Origin of the sequence: Massilia sp. BSC265, from assembly GCF_000740675.1 — a bacterium.
Lineage (GTDB): Bacteria > Pseudomonadota > Gammaproteobacteria > Burkholderiales > Burkholderiaceae_D > Telluria.
Genome location: NZ_JPXI01000029.1, coordinates 364411 through 380454, shown reverse-complemented (window position 1 = coordinate 380454; position 16044 = coordinate 364411). Strand labels below are relative to the sequence as shown.

10 protein-coding genes and 2 tRNA genes are annotated in these 16044 nt (G+C 65.6%); 8 read left to right on the top strand and 4 right to left on the bottom strand.

Annotated elements, in window-relative coordinates; all coding sequences use genetic code 11:
* Positions 1 to 92: 92 nt before the first annotated feature.
* The 5 genes from lon (at position 93) to MA09_RS08840 (ending at position 5284) form a co-directional block, all read left to right on the top strand.
* On the top strand, positions 93 to 2504 hold the full coding sequence (gene lon, locus MA09_RS08860) for an endopeptidase La (protein WP_036246995.1): 2412 nt from the start codon (positions 93 to 95) through the stop codon (positions 2502 to 2504).
* Positions 2505 to 2732: 228 nt separating this feature from the next.
* On the top strand, positions 2733 to 3005 hold the full coding sequence (locus tag MA09_RS08855; RefSeq protein WP_027864169.1) for an HU family DNA-binding protein: 273 nt from the start codon (positions 2733 to 2735) through the stop codon (positions 3003 to 3005).
* A gap of 67 nt (positions 3006 to 3072) precedes the next feature.
* Positions 3073 to 3149 (top strand) — tRNA-Asp (locus MA09_RS08850).
* Positions 3150 to 3168: 19 nt separating this feature from the next.
* A tRNA-Asp gene (locus MA09_RS08845) sits at positions 3169 to 3245 on the top strand.
* Between the two features lie 119 nt (positions 3246 to 3364).
* Complete coding sequence (locus MA09_RS08840) at positions 3365 to 5284, top strand: SurA N-terminal domain-containing protein (protein WP_081897503.1); 1920 nt, start codon at positions 3365 to 3367, stop codon at positions 5282 to 5284.
* Between the two features lie 163 nt (positions 5285 to 5447).
* Here the strand turns inward: MA09_RS08840 and mnmH are convergent, their stop codons facing one another.
* Both mnmH and MA09_RS08830 read right to left on the bottom strand, forming a co-directional pair.
* On the bottom strand, positions 5448 to 6503 hold the full coding sequence (mnmH, locus tag MA09_RS08835; RefSeq protein WP_036246991.1) for a tRNA 2-selenouridine(34) synthase MnmH: 1056 nt from the start codon (positions 6501 to 6503) through the stop codon (positions 5448 to 5450).
* Positions 6500 to 7090 (bottom strand): arylesterase, encoded by a 591-nt coding sequence (locus MA09_RS08830; RefSeq protein WP_229440630.1) that lies wholly within the window; start codon positions 7088 to 7090, stop codon positions 6500 to 6502. Before MA09_RS08830 ends, mnmH begins: the two co-directional genes overlap by 4 nt.
* 37 nt (positions 7091 to 7127) lie before the next feature.
* Here MA09_RS08830 and MA09_RS08825 point away from each other — a divergent pair, with 37 nt between their 5' ends.
* Positions 7128 to 7865 carry an ABC transporter ATP-binding protein gene (locus tag MA09_RS08825; protein WP_051933300.1) on the top strand — a complete coding sequence of 246 codons (738 nt, stop codon included), beginning with the start codon at positions 7128 to 7130 and terminating at the stop codon, positions 7863 to 7865.
* A gap of 137 nt (positions 7866 to 8002) precedes the next feature.
* Here MA09_RS08825 and MA09_RS08820 read toward each other — a convergent pair whose 3' ends face one another.
* Entirely contained in the window at positions 8003 to 9511 is a 1509-nt protein-coding gene (locus tag MA09_RS08820; protein WP_036246987.1) for an NAD(P)H-hydrate dehydratase, read from the bottom strand.
* An 86-nt stretch (positions 9512 to 9597) separates the two neighbouring features.
* On the opposite strand from MA09_RS08820, the gene MA09_RS08815 reads away from it, so the two are divergent.
* Both MA09_RS08815 and MA09_RS08810 read left to right on the top strand, forming a co-directional pair.
* A complete protein-coding gene (locus tag MA09_RS08815; protein ID WP_051933339.1) occupies positions 9598 to 13197 on the top strand; it encodes a hydantoinase B/oxoprolinase family protein in 3600 nt (1199 codons plus the stop codon).
* Between the two features lie 337 nt (positions 13198 to 13534).
* Entirely contained in the window at positions 13535 to 14278 is a 744-nt protein-coding gene (locus tag MA09_RS08810) for a CPBP family intramembrane glutamic endopeptidase (protein WP_161783211.1), read from the top strand.
* Between the two features lie 49 nt (positions 14279 to 14327).
* On the opposite strand, the gene MA09_RS08805 is transcribed toward MA09_RS08810, so the two are convergent.
* Positions 14328 to 15983 (bottom strand): response regulator, encoded by a 1656-nt coding sequence (locus tag MA09_RS08805; protein ID WP_307183534.1) that lies wholly within the window; start codon positions 15981 to 15983, stop codon positions 14328 to 14330.
* Between the last annotated feature and the right edge of the window lie 61 nt (positions 15984 to 16044).

The window sequence follows — 16044 nt, the reverse complement described above, 5'->3', positions numbered from 1 at the left end:
TTTTTTACTCGTAGAAATTATTTACTGCAGCGCTCTTGAGATTTGGCGTTGCGGGGCCCAAGTTCAGCAACACGCTTTCTATAAGGTATGCCATGACAACTTCGAAATTAACCGAGCAAACGACGCTGCCTCTCCTGCCGTTGCGCGACGTGGTCGTGTTCCCGCATATGGTGATACCTCTGTTCGTCGGCCGTCCGAAATCCATCAAGGCCCTCGAAGCCGCAATGGAGCAGGGCAAGAGCATCATGCTGGCCGCTCAAAAAGCCGCCGCCAAAGACGAACCTTCCGCCGCAGACATCTACGAGATCGGCTGCGTGGCCAATATTCTTCAAATGCTCAAGCTCCCTGACGGTACCGTGAAGGTGCTCGTCGAGGGCGCCCAGCGCGCGCGCATCGATCACATCCTTGACGGCGCCACCCACTTCACGGCCGAGCTGACCCCGGTTGCTTCGGAAATCGGCGACGATTCCGAAGTCGAGGCCATGCGCCGCGCCATCGTCCAGCAGTTCGACCAGTACGTCAAACTGAACAAGAAGATCCCGCCGGAAATCCTCGCCTCGCTGGCGGGCATCGACGACGCCGGCCGCCTGGCCGACACCGTCGCCGCGCACCTGCCCCTCAAGCTCGAGCAGAAGCAGGTCATCCTCGAGATCTTCAATGTCGCCAAGCGCCTCGAGCACCTGCTCGGCCAGCTGGAAGGCGAACTGGACATCCTGCAGGTCGAGAAGCGCATCCGTGGCCGCGTCAAGCGCCAGATGGAGAAGTCGCAGCGCGAGTACTACCTGAACGAACAGGTCAAGGCCATCCAGAAGGAACTGGGTGAAGGCGAAGAAGGCGCCGACATCGAAGAGCTGGAGAAGAAGGTTATCGCCGCCAAGATGCCGAAAGAGGCACTGGAGAAGGCGCAGGCCGAGATCAAGAAGCTCAAGCTGATGTCGCCGATGTCGGCCGAAGCCACCGTCGTGCGCAACTACATCGACACGCTGGTGTCGCTGCCGTGGAAGAAGAAGTCGAAGGTCACCATCGACCTGGAAAAGGCCCAGCAGGTGCTGGAAGCCGACCACTATGGCCTCGACAAGATCAAGGAACGCATTCTCGAGTACCTCGCGGTGCAGCAGCGCGTCGACAAGCTGAAGGCGCCGATCCTGTGCTTCGTCGGTCCTCCAGGCGTCGGCAAGACCTCGCTGGGCGAATCGATTGCCCGGGCGACCAACCGCAAGTACGTGCGCATGGCACTGGGCGGCGTGCGCGACGAGGCCGAGATCCGCGGCCACCGCCGTACCTATATCGGCTCGATGCCGGGCAAGGTGCTGCAATCGCTGGCCAAGGTCGGCGTGCGCAACCCGCTGTTCCTGCTCGACGAGATCGATAAGATGGGTGCGGACTTCCGCGGCGATCCTTCCTCGGCCCTGCTCGAGGTGCTCGACCCGGCGCAGAACCACACCTTCAGCGACCACTACGTCGAAGTCGACTTCGACCTGTCGGACGTGATGTTCGTGGCGACCTCGAACTCGTTCAATATCCCGCCGGCGCTGCTCGACCGTATGGAAGTGATCCGCCTGTCGGGCTACACCGAGGACGAGAAGACCAGCATCGCGCAGCGCTACCTGCTGCCGAAGCAGATCAAGAACAACGGCCTGAAGGAAGGCGAGATCAAGGTCGAGGAATCGGCGATCCGCGACATCATCCGTTACTACACCCGCGAAGCCGGCGTGCGTTCGCTCGAGCGTGAAATCTCGAAGATCTGCCGCAAGGTCGTCAAGATGCTGCTTCTCACCAAAGGCGAGAAGCGCATCACGGTCGGGGCCAAGAACCTGGACAAGTTCCTGGGTGTGCGCCGCTACGACTTCGGCGTGGCCGAGAAGGAAAACCAGATCGGCCAGGTGGTCGGCCTGGCATGGACCGAGGTGGGCGGCGACCTGCTGACCATCGAAGCCGTCAACGTGCCGGGCAAGGGCGCGGTGATCCGCACCGGCACCCTGGGCGACGTGATGAAGGAATCGATCGAAGCAGCCCGCACCGTGGTGCGCAGTCGCGCCGCGCGCCTGGGCATCAAGGCCGAGGTGTTCGAGAAGACCGACATCCACATCCACGTGCCGGAAGGCGCGACCCCGAAGGATGGTCCGTCGGCTGGTATCGGCATGACGACGGCGCTGGTCTCGGCCTTCACCGGCATCCCGGTGCGCGCCGACGTGGCGATGACCGGCGAGATCACGCTGCGCGGCGAAGTCCTGCCGATCGGCGGCCTGAAGGAGAAGCTGCTGGCGGCGCATCGCGGCGGCATCAAGACGGTCCTGATCCCCGAGCAGAACGTGAAGGACCTGGCCGACATCCCGGACAACGTCAAGAACAAGCTCGAGATCGTGCCGGTACGCTGGATCGAGAAAGTCCTTGAAATCGCGCTGGAACGCCAGCCGGAGCCGGTGGCGGAAGTGGCGGCGGCACCTGTTGCCGTGACCCCGACCGCAGCCGCGGAAGGCTCGACCGACGTGGTCAAGCACTGATCGCAGCAGCGTTCAACCGAGTCGATCGATAGAGCAGGCGCTTCGGCGCCTGTTCTTGTTTGCGCGCGCACCAGCAAGCGAGCGGGGCAGCCGAACGGTGGCATCTGCACACAACTGATACCACCCACCACGGATGTTGCTTGACAGACCAATGTTGCCCTTGTTTAATACCGGCTTGCACTTTTGCAGGAAGGCGCTCCGGCGTCCAACGTATAAACGAGGGTTAGAGTGAACAAGACAGAACTGATCGAAGAAATCGCGAAGTCCGCGGACATTACCAAGGCCTCGGCGACGCGTGCTCTCGACGCCATGATCGGAGCCGTGACCGAGTCGCTGAAAAAGAACGACAGCGTCACGCTGGTCGGCTTCGGCACCTTCACCGTGGGCGAGCGCGCCGCACGTACCGGCCGCGACCCGCGCACCAAGGAACCGATCAAGATTGCAGCTGCAAAGGTTCCGAAATTTAAGGCTGGTAAAGCTCTGAAAGATGCTGTAAACTAATGCCTTCTCTGCGGTGACACGCAGAGGCACTACCTGCAAAGGTAATGCGATGTAGTGAATTCTTGTTGGAGCGGTAGTTCAGTTGGTTAGAATACCGGCCTGTCACGCCGGGGGTCGCGGGTTCGAGCCCCGTCCGCTCCGCCAACATCCACAACATATGTCTGGAGCGGTAGTTCAGTTGGTTAGAATACCGGCCTGTCACGCCGGGGGTCGCGGGTTCGAGCCCCGTCCGCTCCGCCAGAATTCAGTAAGATCCAGAGACCTTGAAAGGGCTTCGGAAGACGAGAAGAGGCGAACGCGAGTTCGCCTTTTTTTTTAACCTGTGCTGTTAAAGCATTCTCAAACTTGAATGGCTGACCATGTTTGAAATTATTCGGAACCACAAGCGATGGATGTACGGGATTCTGTTGCTCCTGGTTATTCCTTCATTCGTGCTTCTCGGGGTAGAGGGCTACCAGAACAATGACGCCAATACCGCCGTGGCCACCGTGGCGGGCCAGAAGGTCTCCCAGCAGGAGTGGGAAGAAGCCCAGCGCCGCCAGATCGACCAGGCGCGCCAGATGATGGGTCCGCAGTTCGACCAGAAGATGTTCGAGACATCGGAAGCCAAGCAGGCGATCCTGAACAACCTGGTGGCCGAACGCGCCATCAACGCCGAGCTTGCGCGCAGCCACATGACCGTGGGCGATGCCGCGCTGGCCAAGCGGATCGGCGAGTTCCAGCAGTTCCGCAAGCCGGACGGCAGCTTCGACATGGAGCAGTACAAGGCCGCCCTGGCCGCGCAGGGCATGACCCCGGCGATGTTCGACCAGCGGCTGCGCCGCGACCTGACCCTGGAGCAGCTCACCGGCTCGATCCAGGCCACCGCTTTCGCGCCGCGCTCCGTGAGCGAGCGCCTGTCGAGCATCAGCGACCAGGAGCGCGAAGTCCAGGAGATGCTGTTCCCGGTCGCGCAGTTCCTGCCACAGGTCAAGGTCACGGACGCGATGGTCAAGGCCTACTACGACAAGAACGCCCAGCTGTTCACGATTCCCGAACAGGTGAAGGCCGAGTACGTCGTGTTCGATGCCGCCGCGGTCGAGAGCCAGGTGCAGGTGAGCGATGCTGAAATCGCCGAGTACTACAACAAGAACGTCAAGAGCTACACCACGCCGGAACAGCGCACCGCCGCCCACATCCTGATCAACGTGGCGCGCGACGCCAAGCCGGCCGACCAGGCCGCCGCCAAGGCCAAGGCCGAAGCGGTGCTGCTCGAGGTGCGCAAGAACCCGGCGAACTTCGGCGAAATCGCCAAGGCGCAGTCGCAGGACCAGGGCTCGGCCCAGGCCGGCGGCGACCTCGGCGTGGTCGAGAAGGGCACCTTCGTCAAGCCGGTGGAAGACGCGATCTACGCGCTCAAGCAGGGCGAAGTGAGCGGCGTGGTGCAATCGGAATTCGGCTACCACATCATCACCGTCACCTCGCTCAAGCCGGCCGCGCAGAAGCCGTTGGCTGACGCGAGGGAGGAGATTGCTGCCGACCTGAAGAAGCAGAAGATGTCGAAGCGCTATTCGGAAATGGCCGAGACCTTCACCAACATGGTGTACGAGCAGGCGGAAAGCCTGAAGCCGGTGGCCGACAAGCTGGGCCTGAAGATCGAGACCGTCGACGGCCTGACCCGCAAGCCGAACCCGCAGCTGGGCCAGGCGCCGTTCAACAACGAGAAGTTCCTCGCCGCGCTGTTCGGCACGGACGCCGTCAAGAACAAGCGCAACACGGAGGCCGTGGAAGTCTCGCCGAGCGTGCTGATTTCGGGCCGCGTGGTCGAGTTCAAGCCGGCCACCAAGCGCCCGCTGCCTGAGGTCGACGCCGTGATCCGCCAGCGCGTGACGCTGGAAGAGGCGGCGCGCCTGGCACGCGCCGCCGGCGAGCAGAAGCTGGCCGCAGCCAAGGCATCGGGCGATGCGGCCGGCTTCGGCGAGCCGAAGGTCGTGACCCGCAGCCAGGAACCGACTATCAACACCACGGCTGCGATCGCGGTGCTGAAGGCGGATACGACCAAGCTGCCGGCCTACGTCGGCGTGGACATCCCGGGCCAGGGCTACGGCGTGTACCGCATCAACAAGGTGTCGCAGCCGGCCAACCCGGACCTGAATCGCCGCAAGCAGGAAGCGCAGCAGATCTCGGGCCTGGTGGGCCAGGCGGAGCTGTTCAACTACGTCGAAGCACTGAAGACCAAGGCCAAGGCCAAGATCAACGTGAACGCGTCGCAGCTTGGCACGAAGACCGACGGCGAGTAATCCTGACCAAGTGGTAAAAAAGCCCGGCTGTGCGAGCAGTCGGGCTTTTTGTTTGTTGCCCCGAATCGGGCGGTTTCCGAGTTATCAATCGTAGGGTGGGCGGGGAACCCGCCCACCCTACCGTAAAATCAACGGCATGACGGATGCGTGCGGCTTGGGCGATTCAAGCTGCGTGCAATCGGCGCGCCGCCCCGACGAAATCATCCTCGCCGATATCGTTCAACTCGAGCACCTCCGCCTTTGGAAACTGCACGAAATTGCGGTCGATCGAACGCAGGTAAGCGGGATCGTAATGCTCCACCAGCAGCTGGTCCACCAGCTCCGGCATCAAGCCGTTGTTGGCCATGTCGTGCCAGGCCCTGATCTTGTCGTTCCCGTGCAGCTGCACCAGGTGCGCCAGCTGGCCGGTAAGCGCGTCCGGGTTCTTGCAGAAATGCTCGTAGTCTTCCATCAGCAGCCGGACCCGGTTCTCGCGCGACAGCGACAGCGAGATGCAGGGCGAGGCGCGCATGCGCGCCATTACCGCTTCCGGCACGCGCAGGTTGCCGACCTTCTTGCTTTCGGATTCCACGAACACGGGGCGGGACGGGTCGAAGTGGCGCAACTTGTCCCAAATCTGGCTCTCGAACATCTTCTGGGTCGGCTGCGGTTCGTCCGGCAGGTGGCCCAGCACCGAGCCACGGTGTGCCGCCAGCTTTTCCAGGTCGAGCACCTGCGCGCCCAGGCGGTCCAGGGTTTCCAGCAGGCGGCTCTTGCCGCTGCCCGTGGTGCCGCAGACCACGCGGAAGTCCACCTCCGGCGGGTTCTCCAGCGCGCTTGCAACGTGCGCGCGGTAGGCCTTGTAGCCGCCATCCAACTGCACCACCGGCCAGCCGATCTTGGCCAGGATGTGCGCCATCGAGCCGCTGCGGTTACCGCCGCGCCAGCAGTACACCAGCGGCTTCCAGTCGCGCGGCTTGTCCGCCCACAGTCCCTCGATGTGGCGGGCGATGTTTGCGGCCACCAGCGGGGCTCCGACTTTCTTCGCTTCGAAGGCGCCGACCTGTTTGTACAGGGTGCCCACCTTGATGCGCTGCTCGTCGTCCAGCACCGGCGCGTTGATCGCGCCGGGGATGCGGTCGAGCGCATATTCCGACTCGCTGCGCGCGTCGATGATGGTGTCGAAGGTATCGAGTTCGGGAAGGATGTCGGCGAAGCTCAGGACGGCTGGGTATTTCATTGTTTTTTCAGGAGGGCCGCCAGGTGCGGCCAGATGTTGTTCAGGATGATGGGCTGGGCCGCCGAGGTCGGGTGCAGGCGGTCGGCCTGGAACAGGGCGGGCTTCTCCGCCACGCCTTCCAGCATGAAGGGCACCAGCGGAGATTTGGTCTCGAGCGACAGCTTCTTGAACATGTTGAAGAAGCTCTCCGTGTAGGCGCGGCCGTAGTTCGGCGGCATGCGCATGCCCACCAGCAGGACTTGCGCGTTCTTCTGCTGCGCCATGTCGACCATCGCGCGCAGGTTGCCCTCGGCCGAGGCCACCGGCAGGCCGCGCAGGCCGTCGTTGGCGCCCAGTTCGAGCACGACGATGTTCGGCTTGTGCTGGTCGAGCAGGGCCGGCAGGCGGGTGCGGCCGCCGATCGTGGTCTCGCCGCTGATGCTCGCGTTGACCACCTTGGCGGGAATCTTCTCGGCCTTGAGCTTCTGTTCGAGCAGCGGCACCCAGCCGGTGCCGCGCGTGATGCCATACTCGGCCGACAGGCTGTCGCCCACCACGAGGACGGTTTTTGGTGCAGAATAGGCGCTGCCCGACGCGGCCAGCGTCATGAACGCTACGAGAGACAATTTTTTAAGAATGGCTAGCATGCGTGATAACCCCGAGGTGTTCAAGAATGGTGCGACGAATGGTTCGACATCGGATGCTGCGCCGGCAGGCCGGCCAGCGGCGATCGCGGTCAGCGGCCTGTCGAAGCGGGTGGCGGACGCCAGCGGCGAACTCACCATCCTGCAAAACATCGATTTTACCGTGCAACCGGCCGAGACGCTCGCGCTCGTCGGAGCCTCCGGCTCGGGCAAGTCGACCTTGCTGGGCCTGCTGGCCGGCCTGGACACCCCTTCGAGCGGGACGGTCGTGCTCGACGGCACCGATATCTTCGCGCTCGACGAGGACGGCCGCGCCGCCTTCCGCAAGGCCAAGCTGGGGTTCGTGTTCCAGTCTTTCCAGTTGCTGGCCCACCTGAATGCAGTGGAAAACGTGATGCTGCCGCTGGAACTGCGTGGCGACAATGACGCGCGTGCAAAAGCCGAGGCCATGCTGGGACGCGTGGGCCTGTCTAGCCGCCTGCGCCATTACCCCAAGTATCTGTCCGGTGGCGAACAACAACGCGTGGCACTCGCGCGTGCCTTCGTCACCGAGCCGCCGCTGCTGTTCGCGGACGAGCCGACCGGCAGCCTCGACGCCGCCACCGGCGAAGCCATCATCGGGCTGATGTTCGAACTGAACCGCGAGCGCGGCTCGACCCTCGTGCTGGTCACGCATGATCCTGCGATGGCGGCCCGTTGCGGCCGTACCATCACGATTGCGGCAGGCCGCCTGGCCTAGTCGGGTGGGCGGGGCAATTCCGAGCAATGCGAGGAATTGCAAACGCCTACGCGGTGATCCGGATTGCTTCCGATCTCGCGCTCCATGATCTCGCTACGCACGCTCACCGCGTGGGCAGGAAACCTGCCCACCCTACATTAACCCAGGTTCTCGGCAACCAGCAGGTTCAGCACCGCCCGTGCCGCAGCCGGCAGTTCACCGGCCGTCATGCCGATCGGTCCCACGCCGTGCGCGACCAGCAGGTCGGCCGCGGCGCCGTGGATCCAGGCGCCGCCTGCCGCCGCTTCCCAGGCCGGCCAGCCCTGCGCCAGCAGCGCACCGCACATCCCCGCCAGCACGTCGCCACTGCCCGCAGTGGCCAGGCCCGCATTACCGGTCGGGTTGATCAGCAAGGCGCCATCCGGCCGCGCAATCACCGATCCCGAGCCCTTCAGGATCACCGCCGCATTGGTCCGCAAAGCGATTTCGCGTGCGGCCTCGAGGCGGTCGGCCTGGATCGCCGCCGCCGTCATGCCGAGCAGGCGCGCGGCTTCGAGCGGGTGGGGCGTGAGCACCGCCGGGGTGCTGCGCTGCGCCAGGCGTCCCAGCAGGTCGGGGCTGGCGCCGATCAGTGTGATGGCGTCGGCGTCGATCACCAAGGGGCTGTCGCTGTCCAGCGCCTTCGCGAGCAGCCGCATGGCAGTGGCCGAGCCCCCCATGCCGGGCCCGATCACCAGGGTGCGCTTGTCGAATTCGAACTCGTCCGCCAGCCGGAACATGATCTCCGGCTGCACGCTGTCGAAGCCGGGGCCGGGATCGATCATCGCGACAAAGGTGCGGCCGGCGCCGGCGAACAGGGCGCCGCGCGCGGCGAGCACGGGCGCGCCGGCCATGCCGTGGGCGCCGCCGATCACGGCCACGTCGCCGAAGCTGCCCTTGTGGCTGTTGTGCCGGCGTGGCGCCAGGCGATGCGCGAATGCGTCTGCCGAGCCGAGACGGGCAATGGGGGCGGGGAAGTGTTCCGGTGCAAGCCCAAGCGCCTCGACCCGCACCTGCCCGGCGTGGTCGCGTCCGTCGGCCGTGTGCAGGCCCGGCTTGTCGCCGAGGAAGGTGATGGTGTGTGTCGCCCGCACCGCGATACCGTCCGGGCCGATGACGGTGCCGGTGTCGGCGTCCAGCCCGCTGGGCACATCCAGCGCCAGGATCGGGCAACGCAGGCTGTCGAGGGAAGCCACCAGCTCGCGGTATTCGCCGTCGATCGGGCGCGCCAGGCCGATGCCGAACAGGCCGTCGACCACCAGGCCCCATTGCGCACCAGGGGGCAGCATGTCGATGAAGCCGACCGAGCCGTCACGCGCGCGTTCGTGCGCGCTCGCAGCTTCGTCCGATGTTTCACGCTGTCCAGGTAGGTGCAGCACGGTCGCATCGACGCCGGCGTCCGCCAGCACCGCCGCCATTTCCAGCGCATCGCCGCCGTTGTTGCCGGGGCCGGCCAGCAGCAGCACCGGCAGGTCGCGCTTGCCGCCCAGCAGTTCGAGCGCGAATTTCGCTGCGGCCTCGCCGGCGCGCCGCATGAGTGTTCCAGGTGCGAGCTCCGCATAGGCCGCGCGTTCGATCTCGCGCAGCTGCGCGACGCTATAGAGCTGATTGTCGAGTTGGTTTTCCATGATCGTATTGTCATGCATTTTCGCCAAAACAGTCGCGCGCCCGGACTACAATAGATGTTTTGGATGAAGCGGCAAGGGGTATGTACATGGACTGGCAGTTCTGGATCGATCGCGGCGGCACCTTCACCGACATCGTGGCACGCAGGCCCGACGGGCAGCTGGTCACGCACAAGCTGCTCTCCGAAAACCCCGAACAGTACCGCGACGCGGCCGTGGCCGGCATCCGGCACCTGCTGGGTGTCGCGCAGGGCGAGCCCGTACCGGTGGCCCTGGTGGAAGCCGTCAAGATGGGCACGACGGTGGCCACCAACGCGCTGCTCGAGCGCAAGGGCGAGCCGACCGTGCTGGCCATCACCCGGGGCTTTCGCGACGCGCTGCGCATCGCCTACCAGAACCGTCCGCGCCTGTTCGATCGCCACATCGTGCTGCCGGAACTGCTGTATGCCGAGGTGATCGAAGTCGACGAGCGCATGGGCGCGCACGGCGAGGTCGTGCAACCGTTGGACGAAGCGGCCACCCGTACAAGCCTGCGACAGGCCTATGACCGCGGCCTGCGCTCGATCGCCATCGTCTTCATGCACGGCTACCGCTACACGGAACACGAGGCGGTCACCGCCCGGATTGCGCGCGAGATCGGCTACACGCAGGTATCGGTATCGCACGAGGTCAGCCCGCTCATGAAGCTGGTGGCGCGCGGCGACACGACCGTGGTCGATGCCTACCTGTCTCCCATCCTGCGCCGCTACGTCGACCAGGTCGCGGGCGAGCTGCCGGGCGTGAACCTGCAGTTCATGCAGTCGAGCGGCGGCCTGACCGATGCGCGCGCCTTCCAGGGCAAGGACAGCATCCTGTCCGGGCCCGCCGGCGGCATCGTCGGCATGGTGCGGGCCAGCCGGCTGGCCGGCTTCGACCGCGTGATCGGCTTCGACATGGGCGGCACCTCAACCGACGTCTCGCACTTTTCGGGTGAGTTCGAACGCGTCTTCGAGACCCAGGTGGCGGGGGTGCGCATGCGTGCGCCGATGATGAGCATCCACACGGTGGCCGCCGGCGGCGGTTCGATCCTGCACTTCGACGGCACGCGCTACCGTGTCGGCCCGGACAGCGCCGGCGCCAATCCGGGCCCGGCCAGTTACCGCCGCCGCGGCCCGCTGGCGGTCACCGACTGCAACGTCATGCTCGGCAAGATCCAGCCGCAGCACTTCCCGCGCCTGTTCGGCAAAAACGGCGACGAGCCGCTCGACCTGGAGGCCGTGCGCGCCGGATTCGCCGCAATGGCGCAGGAAATCGGCCGTGCCACGGGCAGCGTGCCGACACCGAAAGCAGTGGCCGAGGGCTTCATCCAGATCGCGGTCGGCAACATGGCCAACGCGATCAAGCAGATCTCGGTGCAGCGTGGCCACGACGTGACCGGATACGCGCTGACCAGCTTCGGCGGCGCCGGCGGCCAGCATGCCTGCCTGGTGGCGGACGCGCTGGGCATGAAGACGGTGTTCATCCATTCGCTGGCCGGGGTGCTGTCGGCCTACGGCATGGGCCTGGCCGATCAGACCGCGATGCGCGAGCAGGCCGTCGAGCTGCGCCTGAAGGATGCCGGCAGCGACGTGCTTGCGGTTCGTCTCGATGCCCTCGGCGCCAGTGCGCGCGACCAACTGCTGCGGCAGGGCGTGACACCGGACCGCATCGAACTGGTACGCCGGGTGCACCTGCGTTACGAGGGGACGGATTCGGCCATCGTCGTGCCCTTCGGCGCGGACGATGCCATGCATGCCGCGTTCGAGCAGGCCTACAAGCGCCGCTATTCCTTCCTGATGCCCTCGCGCGGCCTGGTGGTGGAAGCGGTGTCCGTAGAAGCCATCGGACGTTCCGACGCGCCGCTCGAGGCCGCCGCGCAGCAAGGGCCGGAAGGGGGCCGGCCGGCCCCGGATGAGCTGGTACGCATGTTCAGCGGCGGGGCGTGGCTTGATACCGGTGTGTTCCTGCGCGAGGCCATTCGAGCGGGCGACATCGTGCGCGGGCCGGCGATCATCGCCGAAGCGAATGCCACCACGGTGGTGGAGCCGGGCTGGCAGGCACAGGTCACGCCGCACAAGCACCTGGTCCTGCGCCGCGTGGAAGCGCTGCCCGAGCGGCGCGCCATCGGCACCACGGCCGACCCGGTGATGCTCGAGATCTTCAACAACCTGTTCATGTCGATCGCCGAGCAGATGGGCCTGCGCCTGCAGAACACGGCCTACTCGGTCAACATCAAGGAGCGCCTCGACTTCAGCTGCGCGATCTTCGATGCCGACGGCAATCTGGTAGCCAACGCGCCGCACATGCCGGTGCACCTCGGGTCGATGGGCGAGAGCATCAAGAGCGTGATGCGCAGGAATGCGGGCCGGATGAAGGCGGGCGACGTCTACGTGCTGAATGATCCGTACCACGGCGGCACGCACCTGCCGGACGTCACCGTGATCTCGCCGGTGTTCGACAAGGCGGGCGAGCAGATCCTGTTCTACGTCGGCTCGCGCGGCCACCATGCGGACATCGGCGGCACCACGCCGGGCTCGATGCCGCCGGATTCGGATCACATCGACCAGGAAGGCGTCCTGATCGACAACTTCAAGCTCGTCGACGGCCTTGACGGCGTGTTGCGCGAGCAGGAAGCGCGGGAATTCTTGAGCAGCGCACGCTACCCGGCGCGCAATCCGGACCAGAACATGGCCGACCTGCGCGCCCAGGTGGCGGCCAACCAGAAGGGCGTCGAGGAGCTGCACAAGATGGTGGGCTACTATGGCCTGGATGTGGTGCGCGCCTACATGGGTCATGTGCAGGACAACGCGGAGGAAGCCGTGCGCCGCGTGATCTCGGCGCTGAAGGACGGCCGGTTCAGCTACGAGCTCGATAACGGCGCGCGGATCGAAGTGGCAATCCGCGTCGACCGCGACAGCCGCAGCGCGGAGATCGACTTTACCGGCACCTCGGGACAGCTGCCGAACAACTTCAACGCGCCCTCGGCGGTGTGCATGGCGGCGGTGCTGTATGTGTTCCGCACCCTGGTGGACGACGACATTCCGCTCAACGCCGGCTGCCTCAAGCCGCTCGAGGTCATTATCCCGCCGGGTTCGATGCTGAACCCGCATTATCCGGCCTCGGTGGTGTCGGGGAACGTCGAGACCTCGACCTGCATCACGAATGCGCTATACGGCGCGCTGGGCGTGATGGCAGCCAGCCAGGGCACGATGAACAACTTCACCTTCGGGAATGCGCGCTACCAGTACTACGAGACGATCTCGGGCGGTTCGGGGGCGGGCGAGGGTTTCGACGGCACGGACGTGGTGCAGACCAACATGACGAACTCGCGGCTGACCGATCCGGAGATTCTCGAGTTTCGCTTCCCGGTGCGGCTGGAGAGCTACGCGATCCGGCACGGTTCGGGCGGGGCGGGACGCTGGCGCGGTGGCAACGGAGGGGTGCGCAAGCTGCGCTTTCTGGCGCCGATGACGGCGGCGATCCTGTCGAATAACCGGATCCATGCGCCGTTCGGCATGGCCGGCGGCGAGCCCGGCGAGCGTGGGCGGAACGAGGTGCAGCGAGCCGACGGGACGGTCGAGGTCCTCGGTCACGTCGGCAAGGTGGGGATGCATCCGGGTGACTTGTTCGTGATCGAAACGCCGGGAGGTGGAGGCTACGGCCGGTCCTAGCACGGCGGCCTGGTTCGGCGACGGACGCATCCGGTCGCGCGGGTGTTCATGTGTTCATGCGGCCCGGCCGCATGTTCGCCGGTGCGGCTCCGAACCTGGTGACGATGCCGGGCAACTCAGCGTGGATGGCGAAACTGTCCGGACAGGCGCGCCATCGGAAACAGCCTGGCGTCTGCGGGAATGCAGGTACGTCGATATCGCCGCCGGCATCCGGTTCACGCCACGCTTCACGCAGTTCGTCGCATGGCCCGTGCGGGACGTGGACGAAAACGGTATTCTTCGCGGCATTCCCGAGACAACGGGCGATTTGCCCACATCCGGCCAACCGATGCAGACCTTGACCCCTTCTTCCATTGCACCCCCGCGCCCTACACGCCTGCTGCTGGTCGCGGCCGTGCTGGTCCTGTCCTACCAACTGCCGCAGGCCCTTGGGAACCCCTTCCTGCTGCTCCTGTTCCCGCCCCTTGCCTGGTGGGGTTCGCGTTGGCTGGGTTTCGACGGCATGCGTGCCTGGTACCTGGACGCACAGCCGGGCTGGCTGCGCTTGCTTGCGCTCGGGCTAGTTCTGGCGATCATGGCGAAGCTCGCTACGCTCACGGTCGGCACCTACGCCGGCGTCTACACCTTTGCATGGGTGGACCTCCAGCCCGGCACGGCGCTGCTCGGTACGCTTGCCTTCCTCGCCTTCTCGACCTTCATTGCGTCGACCGCGGAAGACATCCTGACGCGCGGGCTGGTGCTGCGCGCCTTCCCGCAGTTGGGGCAGCACTGGATGTTCGTCGTGGTTTCGGCCGGGCTGTACGTGCTGAACCACATCTACCGCCTGCATGAGGGGCCGGTGGAGTGGTTCAGGCTGTTCTGCTTCGGACTCGCATACGCGGCGGCGCTCTACCGCACGCGCACCCTGTGGGCCGCTGTGGGCCTGCACTGGGGCTGGAACCTGGCCAACGGCCTGCTGGATGCCTTCGCCCGGACCGACGTCGCGCAGCCGGCGCTGGCGCCGTTCTATTCGAGTACTGCCCACCTCGTCCTGTTGGCCTGCGCTGTGATCGTGATGCGGCCTGCCCGGATGCGCAGCTAGCGGCACGGCCGGCGCCACCCACGGGCTGGCGGCGGGATACGCGTCGTGCCTAGGTCGAGATACCGTACTTGCGCTTGGCCTGCTGGAATTCCTCGGTAAGCGCCGCCAGCCGGGGATGCCCGGCATCCATGGCCCTCAGCCGCTCGATCTGCTCGTTCGCCACCTCGGCGAGCGCATGATCCCAGCCCAGCTCGTTCACCTGCCGCAGGATGCCCCCGGCAACGGCCACCATCACCTGCAGGTTGCCCGGCGCCATGTGCAGCGCTTCCAGCAGGGTCTGGACCGCGCCGCGCACGTCGCCCATGTTGCGCTTCTCGTCCGCCACGCCGAGCAGGATCTGGGCCTGGGCGCGCAGTTGCTGGCCCATGCCGTCGGCGAGGTCGGGACGGCCCGCACGCACGAAGACGCCCATGGCCTGGTCCACCGTCACCTGGCCGGTGGCATCGCCCATCACGCTCATCATGACGTTGGAAGCCTGCTCGTCCATCCGGTGCTCTAGGCAAGCCTGGGCCAGGCCGATCTTCAGGTTCGGCGACAGGCTGCTGCTGGTGCGCGCCGCGCTCACCGCAGTAGAGAGCTCGGCGATGGCGGCGCTGACGTTGCCCATCTTTTCCTGCAGCAGGGCGTTCGAATAGGCCTTGCAGGCATCGATGTTCGCGCTGCCGCGCATCGAGCGCTCCATGTCGCGGATCACGCCGCCGGCACCCGCCACGTCGCCGCGCGTGACCATCGCCTTGACCAGATTGACATGGTCTTCCGGGTTGCGGAATTCGGAATAGCGCGCCTTGCTCACCACCTGCTTGAAGGACTTCTCGGCCGCGTCGGCGTCGCCGTTTTCCAAGGCGACTTCGCCCAGCTTGCGCAGGCGGCGTACCATGTGCGGCGAGATCGACACCGCTTCTTCCAGCACCTTCTGCGCATCGCCCGTGCTGCCCAACCGCTCGTGGCAGCGCGCCAGCAGGTCGTAGGCGGCCATCAAGCGCGGATTGGCCTGCACCAGCGCCTCCAGCGTGTCGCGCGCGTCCCCGACCGCTCCTTGCGCGAGCATGGTGCGCGCCAGCCCCAGGCCGGCCCAGCCCAGGGGGCGCTCGGCCAGCACGTCGCGGTAGATGGCGCCGGCTTGTGCGTGTTCGCCCACCGAGACGTGCAGTTCGGCCTTCAGGCGCAGGAAGTCGAGCGCATGGCGCGGACTGGCGATGGCGGCGCTGCCGCAGGCGCGGATGGCCTCGATCGGCTTGCCTTGCGCGGCCAGCTGCCAGACCGGGAGCAGGGCGGTCCGGCGTTCCAGCGCTCGCTTGATCCGGGTGCTCAGCATCTCCACCGTGAACGGCTTGAGCACGTAGTCGGTCGGGGTCAGCTCGGCGGCGCTGACGACCTTGTCGTACACGCCTTCGGAGGTGAGCATGATGAAGATGGTGGAGGCCGTGATCAGCCGGTGGTGGCGCAGGTCTTCCAGCAGCTGCTGGCCGTCCTGGCCGTCGCCGGAAGGGCCGGCCAGATCGTACTCGCAGAGAATGATGTCGTAGCCGCGTTTGGCGAGCTGCTTGATCGCGGTGCTCGCATTGATCGCCGACTCGACCTTGGTGATGCCGGCCTGGTTCAGCATGTTCTGCAGGCTGGCGCGCATGCCGCCGTTGGGGTCGACGATCAGGACCGTCAGGTTCGCATTCTCTTGCATCTCGCTCTGTTCCTGTTTGGTGCCCATGCACCTCTTTGCCGTGATGTAGCCCTTACAATACCGATAAGTTCCTGCTGGATCAAGAAAT

Excerpts from the sequence above, each read along its gene's own strand:
- MA09_RS08840 (WP_081897503.1), top strand. The coding sequence starts at position 3,365 with ATGTTTGAAATTATTCGGAACCACAAGCGATGGATGTACGGGATTCTG.
- MA09_RS08820 (WP_036246987.1), bottom strand. The coding sequence starts at position 9,511 with ATGGAAAACCAACTCGACAATCAGCTCTATAGCGTCGCGCAGCTGCGC.
- mnmH (WP_036246991.1), bottom strand. The coding sequence starts at position 6,503 with ATGAAATACCCAGCCGTCCTGAGCTTCGCCGACATCCTTCCCGAACTC.
- MA09_RS08825 (WP_051933300.1), top strand. The coding sequence starts at position 7,128 with ATGCGTGATAACCCCGAGGTGTTCAAGAATGGTGCGACGAATGGTTCG.
- MA09_RS08830 (WP_229440630.1), bottom strand. The coding sequence starts at position 7,090 with ATGACGCTGGCCGCGTCGGGCAGCGCCTATTCTGCACCAAAAACCGTC.
- MA09_RS08805 (WP_307183534.1), bottom strand. The coding sequence starts at position 15,983 with ATGGGCACCAAACAGGAACAGAGCGAGATGCAAGAGAATGCGAACCTG.
- MA09_RS08815 (WP_051933339.1), top strand. The coding sequence starts at position 9,598 with ATGGACTGGCAGTTCTGGATCGATCGCGGCGGCACCTTCACCGACATC.
- lon (WP_036246995.1), top strand. The coding sequence starts at position 93 with ATGACAACTTCGAAATTAACCGAGCAAACGACGCTGCCTCTCCTGCCG.